The 16,936-nt window shown below is 68.0% G+C and carries 11 protein-coding genes and 1 rRNA gene; 7 read left to right on the top strand and 5 right to left on the bottom strand.

What is annotated here, in order from left to right:
* Window positions 1-39 precede the first annotated feature (39 nt).
* On the top strand, window positions 40-747 hold the full coding sequence (locus tag FHS74_RS19715) for a protein-L-isoaspartate(D-aspartate) O-methyltransferase (protein ID WP_211106428.1): 708 nt from the start codon (window positions 40-42) through the stop codon (window positions 745-747).
* On the opposite strand, the gene FHS74_RS19710 is transcribed toward FHS74_RS19715, so the two are convergent.
* The 3 genes from FHS74_RS19710 to FHS74_RS19700 form a co-directional block, all read right to left on the bottom strand.
* A complete protein-coding gene (locus FHS74_RS19710; protein ID WP_184803877.1) occupies window positions 744-1,745 on the bottom strand; it encodes a hypothetical protein in 1,002 nt (333 codons plus the stop codon). The two genes, FHS74_RS19715 and FHS74_RS19710, sit on opposite strands and share 4 nt — an antisense overlap.
* Window positions 1,746-1,865: 120 nt before the next feature.
* Window positions 1,866-3,530 carry a hypothetical protein gene (locus FHS74_RS19705; protein WP_184803874.1) on the bottom strand — a complete coding sequence of 555 codons (1,665 nt, stop codon included), beginning with the start codon at window positions 3,528-3,530 and terminating at the stop codon, window positions 1,866-1,868.
* A 201-nt stretch (window positions 3,531-3,731) separates the two neighbouring features.
* Complete coding sequence (locus tag FHS74_RS19700) at window positions 3,732-5,135, bottom strand: hypothetical protein (protein WP_184803871.1); 1,404 nt, start codon at window positions 5,133-5,135, stop codon at window positions 3,732-3,734.
* Window positions 5,136-5,565: 430 nt separating this feature from the next.
* Here FHS74_RS19700 and FHS74_RS19695 point away from each other — a divergent pair, with 430 nt between their 5' ends.
* The 4 genes from FHS74_RS19695 (at window position 5,566) to FHS74_RS19680 (ending at window position 10,176) form a co-directional block, all read left to right on the top strand.
* On the top strand, window positions 5,566-8,052 hold the full coding sequence (locus tag FHS74_RS19695; RefSeq protein WP_425491347.1) for a helicase-related protein: 2,487 nt from the start codon (window positions 5,566-5,568) through the stop codon (window positions 8,050-8,052).
* A 30-nt stretch (window positions 8,053-8,082) separates the two neighbouring features.
* On the top strand, window positions 8,083-8,439 hold the full coding sequence (locus FHS74_RS19690) for an RNA-binding S4 domain-containing protein (RefSeq protein ID WP_184803865.1): 357 nt from the start codon (window positions 8,083-8,085) through the stop codon (window positions 8,437-8,439).
* A gap of 115 nt (window positions 8,440-8,554) precedes the next feature.
* Entirely contained in the window at window positions 8,555-9,832 is a 1,278-nt protein-coding gene (locus FHS74_RS19685) for a M48 family metalloprotease (protein WP_184803862.1), read from the top strand.
* Complete coding sequence (locus tag FHS74_RS19680; protein WP_184803859.1) at window positions 9,829-10,176, top strand: MmcQ/YjbR family DNA-binding protein; 348 nt, start codon at window positions 9,829-9,831, stop codon at window positions 10,174-10,176. Before FHS74_RS19685 ends, FHS74_RS19680 begins: the two co-directional genes overlap by 4 nt.
* Window positions 10,177-10,317: 141 nt before the next feature.
* Here FHS74_RS19680 and FHS74_RS19675 read toward each other — a convergent pair whose 3' ends face one another.
* A complete protein-coding gene (locus tag FHS74_RS19675; RefSeq protein ID WP_184803856.1) occupies window positions 10,318-11,085 on the bottom strand; it encodes an MOSC domain-containing protein in 768 nt (255 codons plus the stop codon).
* A 216-nt stretch (window positions 11,086-11,301) separates the two neighbouring features.
* Here FHS74_RS19675 and clpB point away from each other — a divergent pair, with 216 nt between their 5' ends.
* A complete protein-coding gene (gene clpB / locus FHS74_RS19670) occupies window positions 11,302-13,944 on the top strand; it encodes an ATP-dependent chaperone ClpB (protein WP_184803853.1) in 2,643 nt (880 codons plus the stop codon).
* A gap of 137 nt (window positions 13,945-14,081) precedes the next feature.
* Here clpB and FHS74_RS19665 read toward each other — a convergent pair whose 3' ends face one another.
* Window positions 14,082-15,500 (bottom strand): peptidoglycan DD-metalloendopeptidase family protein, encoded by a 1,419-nt coding sequence (locus FHS74_RS19665; RefSeq protein ID WP_184803850.1) that lies wholly within the window; start codon window positions 15,498-15,500, stop codon window positions 14,082-14,084.
* Between the two features lie 1,094 nt (window positions 15,501-16,594).
* Here FHS74_RS19665 and FHS74_RS19660 point away from each other — a divergent pair.
* Window positions 16,595-16,936 (top strand): 16S ribosomal RNA (locus tag FHS74_RS19660); the annotation flags it as partial.

Raw genomic sequence — 16,936 nt, 5'->3', positions numbered from 1 at the left:
CCGGGTGTCCCAGGGGCGCCCTGCTACCGGGGGCGAGTCATGGCGTGGTTTGGACGCGGCGTACGGAAGGTCCCGCCGGTGGACATGGCGGCGCGGCGGGCGGAGCGTGAGGCCCTGGTGGCCACCATCGAGAGGCGCATGGCGGCGGAACGTCCCCTGGGCCTGCCCGCCTTGGGCCCCCGGGTCGCCGAAGCGCTGACAGCCGTCCCCCGGGAACTGTTCACCCCGCCCGAATGGGCGGCTGACGCCTACCGTGACCAGGTGCTGCCGCTGGCGGCGGGCCAGACGCTCTCCCAACCCTCGCTGGTGGCGCTGATGACCGAATTGCTGGACATCCGGGTGGGTGACCGGGTGTTGGAGGTCGGTGTCGGCTCCGGCTACCAGACGGCGGTGTTGGCGCGCCTGGGCGCCCGGGTCTTTGGGCTGGAGGTGATCGCGGACCTGGCGCGGGCGGCGGAGCGGCGGCTGCGGGCCTTGGGCCTCACCGGCGTGACCATCCGGGTGGCCGATGGCCATGACGGCTGGCCCGAGGCCGCCCCCTTCGACGCCATCCTCGCGGCCTGCGCCGCCCCGTCCGTGCCGCCGGCCCTGGTGGACCAGCTGGGGCCCGGCGGCCGGCTGCTGCTGCCCGTGGGGCCGGTGGACGGGCCGCAACAGTTGTGCCTGGTGGAAAAGGGGCGCGACGGCCGCGTGCGTGAACGCCCGCTGCTGGCCGTCGCGTTTGTGCCCATGGTGGATAAGCGCTAAGCCGACACACGGTACCGCCGCAGGCCGCCGAAGCCCGATACGGCCTTGCCGAACTTGCCGGCCAGGGCCAGCGTCAGGATGAAGGGCCACAGGTTCAGGCGGATGAAACGCGACAGCCGTTGCGGCAAGGTGGCTGTGGCCAGTTGTTCCGCCTCGCGGATGGCCTGTTGCACCTCCGGCGGTGTTTCATGCCGGGCTTCCTTCACGGATTGCAGCAGGTCGATATGGTGCTGCTTGGCGGTGGCGTCGGCCGGGCGCGCGGCGCAGAAGGACAGCAGGGTGAACAGTTCCTCCGCGAACGTCCCTTCCGAGCCCAGCAGCTTTTCCACGGCGGCGTATTTCTCCGTGGGGGCGGCGGCCAGGATGCGGTCATGGCTGGCGCCGATGGCTTCCGCCAGCGCGGCGGTTTCCAGGGCCGAGGCCTCATAGCGCTCCGCCGCCAGCAGCCACTGCTTCACCAGGGCGTAGCCGTCGGTGCCCACGCCGCCGTTCAGGGCCAGATGGTCCACCAACTGATAGGCCCTCTGGCAGAAATCCTCCTCCTTGCGCGCCCGGTCGGCCGGTACGGTGGCCAGGGCGGCGTCGAAGCGCTGGAAGTCACGGTTGATGAAGGTGGCGTGGCTGGTGTGGGGCGCGCAGTCCAGGCTGGGCGCCTGGCGGCACAACTCCCCCAGATCCTGTTCGGCTTTCAGCGCCTCGTAACTGGCGCGCCAATGGTCGGGGGAGGATGGGGTCAACAGCGGCGATGTCGGCAGGCCACCGCCGGAAAGGGCGGCCCAGTGCCGGTCGATGTCCCGCTCCTTCTCCTGGATTTTCAGCATGGCGCGGTTCAGGTCTTCCGACACGAACAGCAGGATCACGCCGAATACGCTCAGGGAATAATAGACGATGTCGATCCACTTCCAGATCGGATGATCATGGAACAGGAGCCCGCAGCCCAGTGCGCACAGGAATGACGCCACGGCCACGATGACGATGGAGATATCAATTTCCGCCACGTTGGCCGCTCTCTCTTCTTACCGGGTATTTTCCTGAACAAAAACAGCGATCTATCGCCGTTCGTCAGAGCCGGGAAGAGTTATGCCCCAAGGGGATGGAATGTAAGTGTATTTTTTATTTCAGCCGGGGGTGGCGCCCGCAGGGTGTACCGGGGGCGGAGCGGCGGGGCGGGGGCCAGCCGGCTTGATCTGCACGGGCTGGGACATGTCCCGCCCGTTCATCAGCATGTGGCCGGCCTTGTCCAGTTCCAGGAGATAGCGGTGGATGGCCTGGCCTTTCTCATCCTTACCCGGCGCGCCCAGGGCCTGAAGCATGGCGGCCATGGCCAGGGGGGTGCGCTCTGTCCCCTCTCCAGGTGACAACTGGCGCAGCACCAGGCTCAACGTGCCGATGATGCCCCAGGGCGAGGCCTCATCGAACAGGAAGGCGCCGGTGCCGGCCAACGCCAGGGTGGACGACTGCAGGTCCAGGCCGTCGATGGCCAACCGGGTATGCGCCTGGCCCAAGGCCTTCAGGCTACGCTGCATCACGGCCAAGCTGCGCGCCTGCTGCTCGGCCATGGTGGCCGGCGGGGTGGCGTTCAACTCCACCGACGTGTTCAGGAGGGTGCGGAAGGGAACATCGGTCACGGTCAGGTGCACCCTGGCGCTGGTGGGGATCAGGGGGGCCATGCCCGCTTGCGGGTGGGGGGCGGTCTCGGCCGACGGGGCGGACGCCCCAGGACCCACGCTTTGCGGGGGCGCGGGAACGGGCGTGCCGGGTGGGGGCAGCGTCAGGCCCTCGTGGTGCACGCCAAGGACGATGGTTGCCCGATCGCCGGTCATTCCCTTTTCATCCAATTCAAGCGAGGCGGCCTTCATGAGGAAGGTCGTGCGTGGTGGGGTGCCGGGTGTGGCTTGGGACATGACGGTCAGTCCCTGCAGGTCGGCGCGCGCCGTGGCGTTGGCCGGCATGGGGAGTCGCAGGAGGTTGGCCGGGTCGGGCGTGGCCACAGCCGCGCGGGTGCTCAGCAGGGTCTGGTGATCCAAGTGCAACCAAGGGTGCGGTGCGTCGGCCGAGATGGCGCTGGCATAGAATGTAAGGTCGTTGATCTCCAGCCGGTTCGGATCCGTGTTATTCACGGCCCGCGTGTTGTCCATGACCCAATGGGCGGCAAGGGACCCCAGGCTCAGAATCAGGATGTCGTGGCCATCGTGGAAACGCACGTCGCTGGCCGACAGGTCGGCGGTGTCGATCGCGCGGGAATCCCGGCGCAAGGTGAGGTGCAGGTAGGGGTGTCCCAGGAAGATCCGGCCGTCGGAATCGCCGGCCCAGCTGCTCATGGTTATGGTTGATGGCAGGATGCCGTCCCCGACCAGGTTGCCATGGGCGCCCGGCCGCAGCGTCACGGTGATGGTGCCGGCACGCACCGTGGTGCCCACCTGTGTGGGATGGGGGGCAGCGGCGCCGTCCTTCGTTTTTCCTGTTTCTGCGGGCGAACCGGCGGGCGCCCCCGCCATGGTGCCCATTCCGAAGGGGATGCCGAACTCCATGCCAGTCAGGGTCAGGACGTAGTGATCCCCTTCCGCCGTGACGCTGGCGGTACCAGCCGTCAGCCCCATTCGGCTTCCGGGCGCGGGCGGATTGCCGCGCAGCTGGTCGTTGATGCGCTGTGCCAAGGCGTCAGCCGCCGTCTGCGTGGCCGGGGCGGCGGCCCGCGCCGGCATGGTGAAGGCGGGCGCCATGATGACCGCCGTCAGCAAGGCCGGGACCACGCGGGCGAAGAAAGGACGATGGCGTGCCATGATGCTCCGCACGAGACAGACAGAAATGCATCTGTCTTGCCCGCATGCGTGCATTCAGGGAAGGATTTTCGTCCGGGCGAAGGATGCGGCGGCCTGCCGCATCCCCCGGCGGCTTGGCCGATCCTCGCTCTCCGTCCGCCTTCGGCTCTCCGGAAATCTCGCACCGCCACCTTGTTCAAGCGGGGGCGTCCACACAACGTATCAGGGAAGCTTGGCCAGGCCGGTCATCAGCAGGGTGACATCGCTGCCGTTCAGCTTCACATGGCCGTCGGGGCGGAAATCCAGGCTGAAGCGGCGGCCCTTGTCATCCGGCGCGCCCAGCGATTGCAGGGCGAAGAAGCCCAGCATGGGGCCGTTGCCGACACTGTTGGCCGGCAGATGGTCCAGGCCGCGCATCAGCAGGGTCAGGGTTCCCGTCAGGCCGCGCGGGTTGGCGGCGTCGAAGGCCAGGGCGGCGTTGCCCACCAGGGCGGCGTCCGGCGCCTGGAAGTCCAGCTTGTCGATGGTCAAATGGCTGCCGGCCTGGCCCAGGGCCGCCAGCGTGCGTTCCTTGATGGCCCGGTTGCGGTGCTTGTCGTCGGCCGGCAAGGTGGTCCAGTCGGCCTCCGCCAGGGTGCGGGCGGGCAGGTCGGTGATCTTCAGGTGCAGGTCGCCCCGGTCGGGGATGGGGTCGGCCTGGCCGGATGCGGCGGGCTTGCTCAGGCCCCGATGGGTGTAATCCAGCGCCAGGACGCCGTGGTCGCCGTCCATGCTGTCGGCGGTAAGGGTGGCGTTCAGGCTTTTCAGGGAATAAGGCCGGCCTTCCTCATCATGGCTGGCATAGCCGTCCAGGCTGAAGGTGCCCTTCATGCGCGACAGCACGGCGCCGGCCGGTCCCGTGTCCGTGCCGCCGCCCACGCGCAGCAGGGCGCCCTGCGCCATGTTGAAGTCGGTCACGTCGATGGCCAGCAGGCCGCGCAGCAGGCGGGTCTCTTCAGCCCCGTCCGGCGTCTTCGTCACCAGCTTGTTCACCTCCATCCGCACCGGGCCGCTCCACCGCCCGCGCGCCTCTGCCTCGGGCATGAAGCGCACGGTCAGATTGTCCATCTGCACGGCGCCATGGCCGGGCCGGGGGACGAAGCGGATGTCGGTGGCCTTGGCGTCCAGCAGGTCCACCGTCTGGAAATCGGGGGTCCAGCGGGCATGCAGCGCTTGGCTGCCCAGGCGCACTTCACCGATGCGCATGCCCTGGGCGTCGAACACGCCCATGGGGCTGGGCAGGGCGCCGGTGGCGTCCCAATGGCCGTCGGCCGTGGGGGTGACGGCCAGCACCAGGGTTTCCAGGTCCAGCACGGTGTCGTCACCCAGGTGCAACTGCGCCCCCGGCAGGCTCAGCCGGTAATGGTCGCCGTCGCGCACGGCGCTGGCATGGCCATTCAACGTCAGGCGCAGGCTGTCGCCCTTGTGCGGGTTGGCGGGCTTGGTCAACTGCTGTTCCGCCAGCCGGGCCAGTGTCGCCGCCCCCTCCTGCGTCACCGGCGCACCCCAAGCGGGGCCTGCCAGCACGAGGGACAACAGGGCCGAGGATAGAAGGCGGGTTGCGGCAAGGCGGTCGCGGACGGGCATGAATGGGTTCCCAACGGGGCGGTGTGATGCGGGGTGATACGCCTGGTCGACGCGGAATCAAGCGGTATGGCGGTTCGGCCGGTGCACTGTGTGAGGGTGCCTTATATAAGGATGATTCCGCTTCATGTCCGCATTGCGGCCGGATTTTTTCCAGGTCCAGTTTGAGAGGGCCAATCGCGGGTGTTCCGGAACAGGCGCCAGCCGTCCGGGTTGATGGCACGGCGCCCGTGCCCCTTTCGCCATACGCCCCGTCTTGTATTCGGGGGCCGTTGCCCCAACACTGAGAGCCATGAGCGACCATTCCCGCCCGCCGCCTTCGCCCTTGCCCCCCCTGCCGCACAAGCGGGGCGCCGACAGCGTGGGCGCGTTGCCCGGCGGGCGGGTGGTGGCGGTGCTGGGCCCCACCAATACCGGCAAGACCTATCTGGCCATGGAACGCATGCTGGCCCATGCCAGTGGCATGATGGGTTTCCCCCTGCGCCTGCTGGCGCGGGAGAACTATGACAAGGTGGTGCGGGCCAAGGGTGCCGCACAGGTGGCCCTGGTGACGGGGGAGGAGAAGATCATCCCTCCCGGCGCCCGCTATTGGATCTGCACCGTGGAATCCATGCCGCTGGACCATGTGGTTCAGTTCCTGGCGGTGGACGAAATCCAACTGGCCGCCGATCCTGAGCGGGGCCACATCTTCACCGACCGGCTGCTGCACGCCCGCGGCACGGACGAGACCATGTTCCTGGGCTCCGACACCATCCGGCCGCTGCTTCAGAAGCTGATCCCCCGGGCGGAGTTCGTGTCGCGCCCCCGCTTCTCCAGCCTGACCTACAGCGGGCACAAGAAGCTGACCAAACTGCCGCCCCGGGCGGCGGTGGTGGCCTTTTCCGCCGCCGATGTCTATGGCTTGGCGGAGCTGTTGCGGCGCACGCGCGGCGGCACGGCGGTGGTGCTGGGCGCGCTCAGCCCCCGCACCCGCAATGCCCAGGTGCAGCTCTACCAGGAAGGGGCGGTGGATTACCTGGTGGCCACTGACGCCATCGGCATGGGCTTGAACATGGACGTGGACCATGTGGCCTTCGCCCGCCTGTCCAAGTTTGATGGCCAGCAGCCCCGGCGCCTGCGGGCGCCGGAGGTGGCGCAGATCGCCGGTCGCGCCGGCCGCCACCTGACCGATGGCACCTTCGGCACCACGGACGAGGCGCCGGCGCTGGATCCCGAACTGATCGACGCGGTGGAAAACCATAAGTTCGAGACGTTGAAGACGCTGATGTGGCGCAACGTCGACCTGGACTTCCGCAGCCCCCAGGCCCTGCTGCGCGCGCTGGAGGCAGGGGCGCCGTCGCCCGTGCTGATCCGCGCGCGCGAGGCGGACGACCATCTGGCCCTGCAGGCGCTGGCACAGGATGCCGACCTGATGCGGCTGGCCAACAACCCCTTGGCGGTGCGGCTGCTGTGGGAGGTCTGCCAGATCCCGGACTTCCGCAAGGTGCTGTCCGACGCCCACACCCGCCTGCTGTCGCAGATTTTCCGCCATCTGCGGGATGGGCCCGCCGGCACCCTGCCGCAGGATTGGGTGGCGGCCCAGGTCAGCCGCCTGGACCGGGGGGAGGGGGACATCGACACCCTGGTATCGCGCATCGCCCATATCCGCACCTGGACCTACATCTCCCACCGGCCGGGTTGGCTGGAGGATGCCGCCCATTGGCAGGAACGCACCCGCGCCATTGAGGACCGGCTGTCCGACGCCCTGCACGAACGCCTGACCCAGCGCTTTGTCGACAAGCGCTCCGCCGGGCTGGTGAAGCGCCTGGCCGATGGCCGCGATCTGATGGGCGCCGTCGACCGGGAGGGCCGCGTGATGGTGGAGGGCCACCCGGTGGGCCGGCTGCGGGGGGTGACGTTCGAACTGGACGCCGATGTGCCGGCGGCGGACGCCAAGGCCATCACCACCGCCGCCCGTCGCGCCCTGGCCGACGTCATCGCCCAGCGCGTGCGCGCGTTCGAGGGGGCGCCGGACTCCGCCATCATCCTGGACGCGGCGGGCGCCTTCCACTGGGATGGCGCCGTCGTCGGCCAATTGGTGCCCGGGCCCACGCCCCTGGCGCCGCTGGTGCGCCTGCTGGGGGACGATTTCCTGCAGACCGGCCAGCGGGAGCCGGTGCGGGCGCGCCTCACCCGTTGGATGGAGGCGCATGTCGCCCGGGTGCTGGCGCCGCTGGTGGCGTTGGCGGCGGCGGCGCGGGGTGGTGTCGTTCACGGTGGGGAGTTGTCCGGCGCCGGGCGGGGCATCGCCTTCCAGGTGGCGGAGGCCCTGGGTGGCCTGCCGCGCGCGCCGCTGGAACCGCTGATCGCCGGCCTGACCAGGGAGGATAGGCGCCGCCTGGCGGCCCTGGGCCTGCGCTTGGGCTTCAGCCAGGTGTTCCTGGCGGCGCTGACACGGCCGGCGGCCGTGTCGCTGCGGGGCCAGTTGTGGTCGGTGGCGCGCGGCAGGGTGCTCGACGTGCCGGCGCCCGGCCGCGTATCGCTGCCGGCCGGTGACCTGCCGGCGGACTTCCTGGCGGCCATCGGCTACATCCCCCTGGGGGCCCGCGCCATCCGCGTCGACATGGTGGACCGGCTGGAGAAATCATTGGCTGGTCGGGCCAAGGCCGGGCCGCTGACGACGGTGGATGATCTGGTGCTCAGCCTGGGTGTGCCCCGGGCGGAGGTGACGCCGCTGATGTCCGCCCTGGGCTGGCGCCCGGGCCGCCCGGCGGGGGAGGGGGAGGCGGCACCCTGGGTGCGCCGCCGGCCCAAGGCGGCCAGGGCGATGCCGCCGATATCCGCCCCACCACCCTTGGCGGCGGGCAAGAGGCCCCTGCCGGTCCTGCCGGCCAGCGACAACCCGTTCAGCATTCTTCGAACCTTGGTGGAGGCGCCTTGATGATGGCGATGATCGCGGCGATGGCGGGGCATGTCTAAGGGCGGCGGCGTCAAGGGTGGCGTCGGCGATGATGAGGACGCGGCCGACCTGGCCCAAGGGCGGCTGCGCCTGGACAAATGGCTATGGTACGCCCGCTTCCTGAAGTCGCGCAGCCTGGCGGCCAAGTTGTGCGGGTCGGGCGTCATCCGCTGCGCCGGCACACCCATCACCAAGGCGCACCATACCGTGCGGCCGGGCGACGTGCTGACCTTCCCCCTGGGCAACCATATCCGCGTCATCAAGGTCCGGGCCTTGGGCACCCGCCGGGGGCCGGCGCCGGAGGCCCAGGGCCTGTATGAGGATTTGGCCCCGCCGACGCCGGAGTCGCGCCTGCCCAAAGCCCCTTGATTTTGGACCAAACTGGTCCTGTCCAACCGCCGCTCCGGGTCGTAGGCTGTAGGTCAATGGGCTCCGGCCGTGGGCTGGGGGCATGGGAGCGGGGTGGGGCATGATAGACGGGGGCGTGAGGGCCGCGCGTGTCGGCATGGTCATGGGGGTGGTGGCGCTGGGCGTCTTCCTCATATCGGGAACGGCGCACGCGGCCGACTTCGACCCGCTGGCGGCGACACAGGCCTATATCGACAGCGTGCCGGCCGAGGCGCGGGCCAAATCCAACGCCTATTTCGAGGGCGGCTACTGGCTGCAGCTCTGGCGTTTCCTGGTGTCGCTGGCGATCGCGGCCCTGTTCCTGGCGGGCGGCCTGGCCTGGCGCCTGCGCGACGGGCTGGGGCGGTTCGGTCGCTTCGCCACGCCCCTGTTCTTCGTCGCCTACACCGTCATCGACTATGTCCTGAGCCTGCCCTTCGTCGCCTATGCGGACTATTTCCGCGAACGGCGGTACGGCCTGATGAACCAGACCTTTCTGGACTGGTTCGGCGACCAGCTGATCCAGCTGGCGATATCCTGCGTGTTCGGCGCCTTGATCGTCTGGGGGCTCTACGCCATCGTCCGGCGGCTGGGCCAGCGGTGGTGGATATGGGCCACCGCCGGCACCGTGGTGGCCTTGACCGTGATCGTGGTGGTGACGCCCGTGTTCCTGGCGCCCTTGTTCAACAAATATGAGCCGATGAAGGCCGGCCCGGTGCGCGAGGCCTTGTTGTCCATGGCCCGGTCCAACGAGGTGCCGGCCACGGACATCTATGAATTCAACGCCTCGCGCCAATCCGACAAGATCAGCGCCAATGTCAGCGGCCTGTTCGGCACCACCCGCATCTCGCTGACCGACACCTTGCTGCGGCGCTGTTCGCTGGCGGAGATCAAGGCGGTGATGGGGCATGAGATGGGGCATTACGTCCTGCACCATGTCTTTGTCCTGGTGGCCTATCTCGGCATCCTGATGTTCGTGGGATTCCTGGTGGTGGACTGGGCCTACGCCCGGCTGACGCGGGGTGGGCGCTGGGGCGTCGGCGGCCTGGGCGACGTGGCGGGCCTGCCCTTGGTCCTCGCCCTGTTCACGGCTTATTTCTTTGTGCTGACGCCGGTGCTCAACACCCTCATCCGCACGCAGGAGGTGGAGGCTGACGCCTTCGGCCTGAACCTGGCGCGGGAGCCCGACGGCTTCGCCACCACGGCGCTGAAGCTGGCGGAATACCGCAAGCTGGCGCCGGGCACGTGGGAGGAGATCGTGTTCTATGACCATCCCTCCGGCTACAACCGCATCCTGCGCGCCATGCGCTGGAAGGCGGAGAACCTGCCGGTGGCCCCGCCCGCGCCTGCGCCGGCGGAGGAGCCCAAGCCGTGAGTGCCCTCGACACCTTGCTGGCCCACGCCCTTACCTACCCCGAGGCGTGGGAGGATCACCCCTGGGGAGAGACGGTGGTGAAGGTGCGCCAGAAGATCTTCGTCTTCCTGGGGCGGGAGGCGGGTGAGGGCTGCCATGTGACGGTGAAGCTGCCCCGCTCCGGCCCCTTCGCGCTGGATATGCCCAACGTGGCGGCCACCGGCTATGGCCTGGGCCGCGCCGGCTGGGTCACCGCCAAATTCGCGGCGGGAGAGGACGTGCCGTTGGACCTGCTGCGGGGCTGGGTGAAAGAGAGCTATCAGGCCGTGGCACCAAAGAAACTGGCCACCCTGCTTGGTGCGTAGCGCCCAGCCAGCGGATGCGACCGCATCCGCCGGAGTGAGCACCGAAGGAGCGGAACGAGGAGAGCCAAGCCAGCGGATGCTGGCGCCCGGCGATTGAGGGGAAACGGCAAGACTGGCGCTGAGGAAGTTGGCGGCGCTTCTTCAGCTTTCGACCAATTCCAACGCGTCGCCCGGCTTCACCGTGCCGCCCTCGATCACGCGGGCGTAGACGCCGCAATCGACATGGCCATAGCCGTTCATCAACGCCTTCAACAGGGCCATGTCGCGTTCCCCCGTCACCGGGTTCACCTCGGTGGCGGCGCAGCGGCGGATGTCCTTGAAGACTTCCAGCAGGGTTGCGCCCACGCGCAGGCGCTTGCCGACCCACTGCTTCTCCGCCCAGGGCGCCAGGCCGGAGAGCAGCAGGTTGCCGCGGAAGCGCCGGGGGTCCACGGGGGCCTGCACCACCCGCTCCAGATCCTTGACGCTGGCCAGGTTGATCAGCGACACGGCCTTTTCCGCGATGTCACTGAACATGTGTCCCGGCGCCTCGATGATCTTGTAGGGCGGCGGAACGGCCGCGTCTTTCATATAGGCGGCCAGGAACTGTTCGATCAGCAGCCGGCCGGTGGGTGTGTCGATGCGGCCACGGGCCACCGGCTTGCCGCCGCGCAGCAGCACCAGCGTGCAGCTGGTGGCGTCATAGCGGGCGTCCAGGGTGGCCAACCGTTCATCCCGCATCAGGGCAAGGAAGTTGCTCTTGGGCCGCCAGGCGGGTGCCAGGGCGTCGAAGGTGGTGGCGCCATGGCTGATGGCGAAGCGCCGGTCCTGGGGCACGCCCTCGCCCGGGGTGAGAGTCACGGACTCCAACGTCTGGGGCGACAACCCTTTGACGGGGAAATAATGCAGAATGGAAACGGTGGTCGTCATGCCCTCACTGTAAGGGATCAGCCCCGCCGCTTGTCAACGCAAGGCGGTGGACGGACAGGGGGTAATTAGATGTAGGGATGGGGGGCGGATGGGCTTGCGGGGCGTATTCCAAGGCCCCATATCGCTGGTGCATCCTTCGGATCGCACAATTGTCGTGGATCAAGGCTGGATCGGGCTGCCTGGCGGACGATCTGGCGGACACTAGGAGCTTTGACGATGGACTTCGAGAAGTTCACAGAGCGCAGCCGTGGCTTCGTGCAGGCGGCGCAGACGCTGGCGCTACGCGGCGGCCACCAGACCCTGAACCCTGAACACCTGCTGAAGGTGCTGCTGGACGACAGCGAAGGCCTGGCGGCCAACCTGCTGCGCTCCTCCGGCGCCGATCCGGCCCGCGCGCTGTCCGGTGTCGAGGCGGCGCTGGCCAAGGTGCCCGTCGTCTCCGGCCCCGGTGCCGGGCAGATCAGCCTGCACCGCGACCTGGCCAAGGTGTTCGACAGCGCCCTGCAACTGGCCCAGAAGGCGGGCGACAGCTTCGTGACGGCCGAGCGCCTGCTGCTGGCGCTGGCCATGGCGGAAGGCACCGCCGCCGCCAAGGTGCTGGCCGAGGCCGGGGCGAAGCCGCAGGCCCTGAACCAGGCCATCAACGCCCTGCGCAAGGGTCGCACGGCCGACAGCGCCTCGGCCGAGCAGAGCTACGACGCCCTGAAGAAATACGCCCGCGACCTGACCCAGGCCGCGCGCGACGGCAAGCTGGATCCCGTCATCGGCCGGGATGAGGAAATCCGCCGCACCATCCAGGTGCTGGCCCGCCGCACCAAGAACAATCCCGTCCTGATTGGTGAGCCCGGCGTGGGCAAGACCGCCATCGTGGAGGGCTTGGCCCAGCGCATCATCAACGGCGACGTGCCGGAAGGCCTGAAGAACAAGCGCCTGCTGGCCCTGGACCTGGCGGGCCTGGTGGCGGGCGCCAAGTTCCGCGGCGAGTTTGAGGAGCGGCTGAAGGCCGTGCTGCAGGAAATCCAGTCCGCCGCCGGCGAGATCATCGTCTTCGTCGACGAACTGCACACCCTGGTGGGGGCGGGCAAGGCGGACGGGGCCATGGACGCGTCCAACATGCTGAAGCCCGCGCTGGCGCGTGGCGAGCTGCACTGCGTCGGTGCCACCACGCTGGATGAGTACCGCAAGTACATCGAGAAGGACGCGGCCCTGGCCCGCCGCTTCCAGCCCGTCTTCGTGTCGGAGCCGACGGTGGAGGACACCATCTCCATCCTGCGCGGCCTGAAGGAGAAGTACGAGCTGCACCACGGCGTGCGTATCACCGACAGCGCCATCGTCGCGGCGGCCACTCTGTCCAACCGCTACATCACCGACCGCTTCCTGCCCGACAAGGCCATCGACTTGGTGGATGAGGCGGCCAGCCGTCTGCGCATGGTGGTGGACAGCAAGCCCGAAGCCATCGATGAGCTGGACCGCCAGATCATCCGCCTGAAGATCGAGCGCGAGGCGCTGAAGCGCGAAACCGACCAGGGCTCCAAGGACCGGTTGGCCAGGCTTGAGGCGGAATTGGCGGAGCTGGAGGAGAAATCCGGGGAGCTGACCGCCCAGTGGCAGGCGGAGAAGGACACCCTGACCGGCTCGCAAAAGCTGAAGGAAAGCTTGGAGCAGGCCCGGGCCGAGTTGGAGCAGGCGCAGCGCACCGGCAATTGGGCGCGGGCGGGCGAGCTGACCTACGGCGTCATTCCGGAGACGGAGCGCAAGCTGAAGGCGGCCGAGGAGGCCGGCGGTGGCCGCATGCTGAACGAGGAGGTCCGCGACGGCGACATCGCCGCCGTGGTCAGCCGCTGGACCGGCATCCCCGTCGACAAGATGCTGACGGGGGAGCGCGAGAAGCTGCTGGGCATGGAAGCCAAGCTGCATAGCCGGGTGGTGGGCCAGGAGGAGGCGGTGGTCGCCGTGTCCAACGCCGTGCGCCGCGCCCGGGCCGGCCTGCAGGACCCCAACCGCCCCATTGGCAGCTTCCTGTTCCTCGGGCCCACCGGCGTGGGCAAGACGGAACTGACCAAGGCGCTGGCCGAATTCCTGTTCGATGACGAGACGGCCATGGTGCGCCTCGACATGTCGGAATACATGGAGAAGCATTCCGTCGCCCGCATGATCGGCGCCCCTCCGGGCTATGTCGGTTATGAGGAGGGCGGGGCCCTGACGGAGGCGGTGCGCCGCCGGCCTTATCAGGTCGTGCTGTTCGACGAGGTGGAGAAGGCCCATCCCGACGTCTTCAACGTGCTGCTGCAGGTTTTGGATGATGGTCGCTTGACCGATGGCCAGGGCCGCACGGTGGATTTCCGCAACACGCTGATCATCATGACCTCCAATCTGGGGTCGGAGGCGCTGGCCGGCTTGCCCGACGGGGCCGACGTGGCGGCGGTGGCCACGGCGCATGCCCATGTGATGGAGGTGGTGCGGGGCTCCTTCCGGCCGGAATTCCTGAACCGACTGGACGAGATCCTCATCTTCAACCGGCTGTCGCGGCCGCACATGGCGGGCATCGTCAACATTCAGCTGGGCCGTCTGCGGCGCATGCTGGCGGAACGGAACATGACCCTGGACCTGGACGACGCGGCGTTGCGCTGGCTGGCCGATGCCGGCTACGACCCGGCCTATGGTGCCCGGCCCCTGAAGCGGGTCGTCCAGCGGGAACTGCAGAACCCGCTGGCCACCCGTATCCTTGAAGGCCGTATCCAGGACGGGCAGGCCATCACCGTTTCCGCCGGGCCCGAAGGCCTGGTGTTGGACGGTGAAGCCCTGCAACCTCCCCCCGCTGGCGGCAGCCTTTGGGGGCAAGTCCCGACGGTGCATTGAGGGGGCTTCCCCGGCTCATGCCGTTGGTGGGACCACCCAAACAACGAAGGCCGGCCTCTTGCGAGGCCGGCCTTTTTTATGAGCCAGCTGGAGGGTAGGGATAGGAAGGCCCGGAGGGGCCCGCCCGCCACCTGCGCTTAATGCCGCTTCACCGCGGCCTGGACCACGTGGCCGGCGCCCAGCTTGGCGGCGACCATGGTGGTGCCCTCCTGCATGTCGCGGAAGGCCTCCTGGTCCTGGGCGACGATGGTCTGGAATTGCCGCATATCCTTGCCGTCCAGCTTGCGGCCGGCCTCGATCTTGGCCTCCTTGCTGTCCGGGTTGATCTGCTGGTTGCCGCGCAGCACCTCGAAGTGCAGGTGCGGGCCGGTGGCGCGGCCGGTGGCGCCGACATAGCCGATCACCTCACCCTGCGCCACCCGCATGCCGGCGCGCAGGCCCTTGGCGATGCGGCTCATGTGGCCGTAGGCGGTTTCCATCTGGTTGCCATGACGCAGGCGGACATAGTTGCCATAGCTGCTGAACGGGCCGGCCTGTTCCACCACGCCGTCGCCCGCGGCGTAGATGGGGGTGCCCACCGGGGCGCCGAAATCCTTGCCCTTGTGCATCTTGCTGTAGCCCAGCACCGGATGCATGCGCATCCCATAGCCGGACGTGACGCGGGCGCCGTCGATGGGCGTGCGCAGGATGGCGCGGCGGATGCTTTCACCCAAGGCGTTGTAATAGTCGGCCGTGCCGCCAGCGGCCTGGTAGCGGTATATGGCCTTTTCCTTGCCCGACAAGGTCAGCGAGGCGAACTGGATGTCGCCGTCGCGCGCGGCTTCCCCCTCGGGGGTGTAATAGCGCTCGAACAGGATTTCGAAGGTGTCGCCCGGCTGCAGGTCGCGCTGGAAGTCGACATCGTAGGCATAGCGTTTGATGAAGGCGTCAAGCACCGGATAGGGCACGCCGGCGGCGCTGGCCGCTTCCGACAGGCTGCTGGTGATGCGGCCACGGGCGGCCACCAGCTTCTTCTCCAGGGGCTTGTCGATCTGGCGGGCCTGGTAGCGCGAGCCGTTGAAGGCCACGGACACGGCGCGCTCGGCGGCCGGCTGGAACTCCAGGCCGATGAACTTGTCACCTTCGCTGTGGTCGAACAGGACGGTGATGCCCTGGCCGGCTTTCATGCGGCGCACGTCATAGACGGCGCTGAGGGCGCTCACGGCGTTCTGCGCGTTGTCGGCGGGGACGCCGCCATCCATCAGCACCTGCATCAGGGTGTCGCCACGCCCGACGCTCACATGGCGGCGTTCCACCGGGTCGACGGAGAGGGGGGCCTTGGTCGGCGCGGGCGGAAGCGCGGCGGTGGCCACCTGTTGAGGAACTTGCTGATCCTTGGGGGCCTCGGCGGCGGCGGCGGCCAACTCCGGGTCCACGTCCGACGGCGGGGCCGGCGGCAGCGCCTGCGGCGCCAGGGCGACGGAGCCCGTGTCGTCCAACGACGCGAGGGAAACGACGCCACCCAGGGCGAGGGCGACAGCCGACGTCACGGCGATCCGCTTCAGCAATGCCCCCACTCCCCCAATCCAACACGCATCGTCACAACCTCAACCTCAAGCCTTTACGGGGCCCCATCGGGCGCTGTTTCCCGCGGCCTGAACCCAGGCCACAGGCACGGTGTCGACGGGCCGCCCTGCCGAACGGCCTTCCCATGGCGGACAAGCGCCATGAAAGTCCTCATCATCGCCTTGGTCCCAAAGGGGAAGGCCCATGATGGGGGAGAGGAACTGACGACTGGAAATGCCGAGATCCGGTCCGGTGCCCCGGGGATCGGCAGGTCGTAACGCCCCAGCTTCTTCTCGTCCGATGGAACTGGTGCGCGCCGCCAAACGGCGCTGGAACACCCAGCCATCGGTTAGGCCAATCCTCGCGTGACCCGATTGCCACTGTCAACGGGAACATCCTACGTACGGGGTGTTAATAGGACTTGAAAGGTTGCGGCATTTGAGTCCGTGGACCGGCAGGGCAGGATGGGTACCGCCGATGGGGCGGCTCATATCCGGCGGTGATGGCGAAATTGGGGCAAGACGGTCGCTTCCGGCCCCTTATCCACGCGCCCGCGCGAGCATATATAGGGATTGCATAGGGATTGTGGTGTCTGCCGAAAAACGTCATGAGGCTGCAAGATTTCTGTAGACAGCCCCGGCTGGTCTCTCTATAACCCCGTTCACCGACGCGGCGGGCGACAACGAACGGCGCGACGGCGAAGCGATCCCTGAGTTCTGGCGGTTTCCGCCGGTGAGTTCAGGAGTTGCGGACCTGGGGCTCCGGCCCTGGTCGACACGGAATTTGCCCTTCCCGTCCGGGTATGGGTTGGTCCTTCAGGGGATCAGCCGAGGATGGGGTTGTGGTGTCTGCGCGTTTTCGCGTTTGGCCCACGGGTTCTTGAACAAGTGAACGTCTTGAGAAGGGATGCGCAGACGGCGGTTCCGATGCTGGGTCCAGTACGGGCACAACATGGAAACGATCGAAGCGCATCTTAAGAACATGCTCTGAATATGTTCCTCCGGCGACGGGGGAAACAGGAACGGACTTGGGTCTGAGGTGCCGACTAAGGTTGGTTTCCGTCGAGGTTCTCGTTGGCCGGCAACGGCTGATGGGATACCGCACAGAACCTGAGAGTTTGATCCTGGCTCAGAACGAACGCTGGCGGCATGCCTAACACATGCAAGTCGAACGAAGGCTTCGGCCTTAGTGGCGCACGGGTGAGTAACGCGTGGGAACCTGCCCTTTGGTTCGGAATAACTCCGGGAAACTGGAGCTAATACCGGATGAGCCCAACCGCTGTGGAGGCGATTGGGGAAAGATTTATCGCCGAAGGAGGGGCCCGCGTCCGATTAGGTAGTTGGTGGGGTAATGGCCTACCAAGCCGACGATCGGTAGCTGGTCTGAGAGGATGATCAGCCACACTGGGACTGAGACACGGCCCAGACTCCTACGGGAGGCAGCAGTG

Origin of the sequence: Nitrospirillum iridis (assembly GCF_014205765.1) — a bacterium.
GTDB lineage: Bacteria > Pseudomonadota > Alphaproteobacteria > Azospirillales > Azospirillaceae > Nitrospirillum > Nitrospirillum iridis.
Note: the sequence above shows the minus strand (reverse complement) of the source record. Positions and strands in the feature narration are given on the sequence as shown.

Excerpts from the sequence above, each read along its gene's own strand:
- clpB (WP_184803853.1), top strand. The coding sequence starts at position 11,302 with ATGGACTTCGAGAAGTTCACAGAGCGCAGCCGTGGCTTCGTGCAGGCG.
- FHS74_RS19675 (WP_184803856.1), bottom strand. The coding sequence starts at position 11,085 with ATGACGACCACCGTTTCCATTCTGCATTATTTCCCCGTCAAAGGGTTG.
- FHS74_RS19715 (WP_211106428.1), top strand. The coding sequence starts at position 40 with ATGGCGTGGTTTGGACGCGGCGTACGGAAGGTCCCGCCGGTGGACATG.
- FHS74_RS19700 (WP_184803871.1), bottom strand. The coding sequence starts at position 5,135 with ATGCCCGTCCGCGACCGCCTTGCCGCAACCCGCCTTCTATCCTCGGCC.
- FHS74_RS19705 (WP_184803874.1), bottom strand. The coding sequence starts at position 3,530 with ATGGCACGCCATCGTCCTTTCTTCGCCCGCGTGGTCCCGGCCTTGCTG.
- FHS74_RS19690 (WP_184803865.1), top strand. The coding sequence starts at position 8,083 with ATGTCTAAGGGCGGCGGCGTCAAGGGTGGCGTCGGCGATGATGAGGAC.
- FHS74_RS19695 (WP_425491347.1), top strand. The coding sequence starts at position 5,566 with ATGGAACGCATGCTGGCCCATGCCAGTGGCATGATGGGTTTCCCCCTG.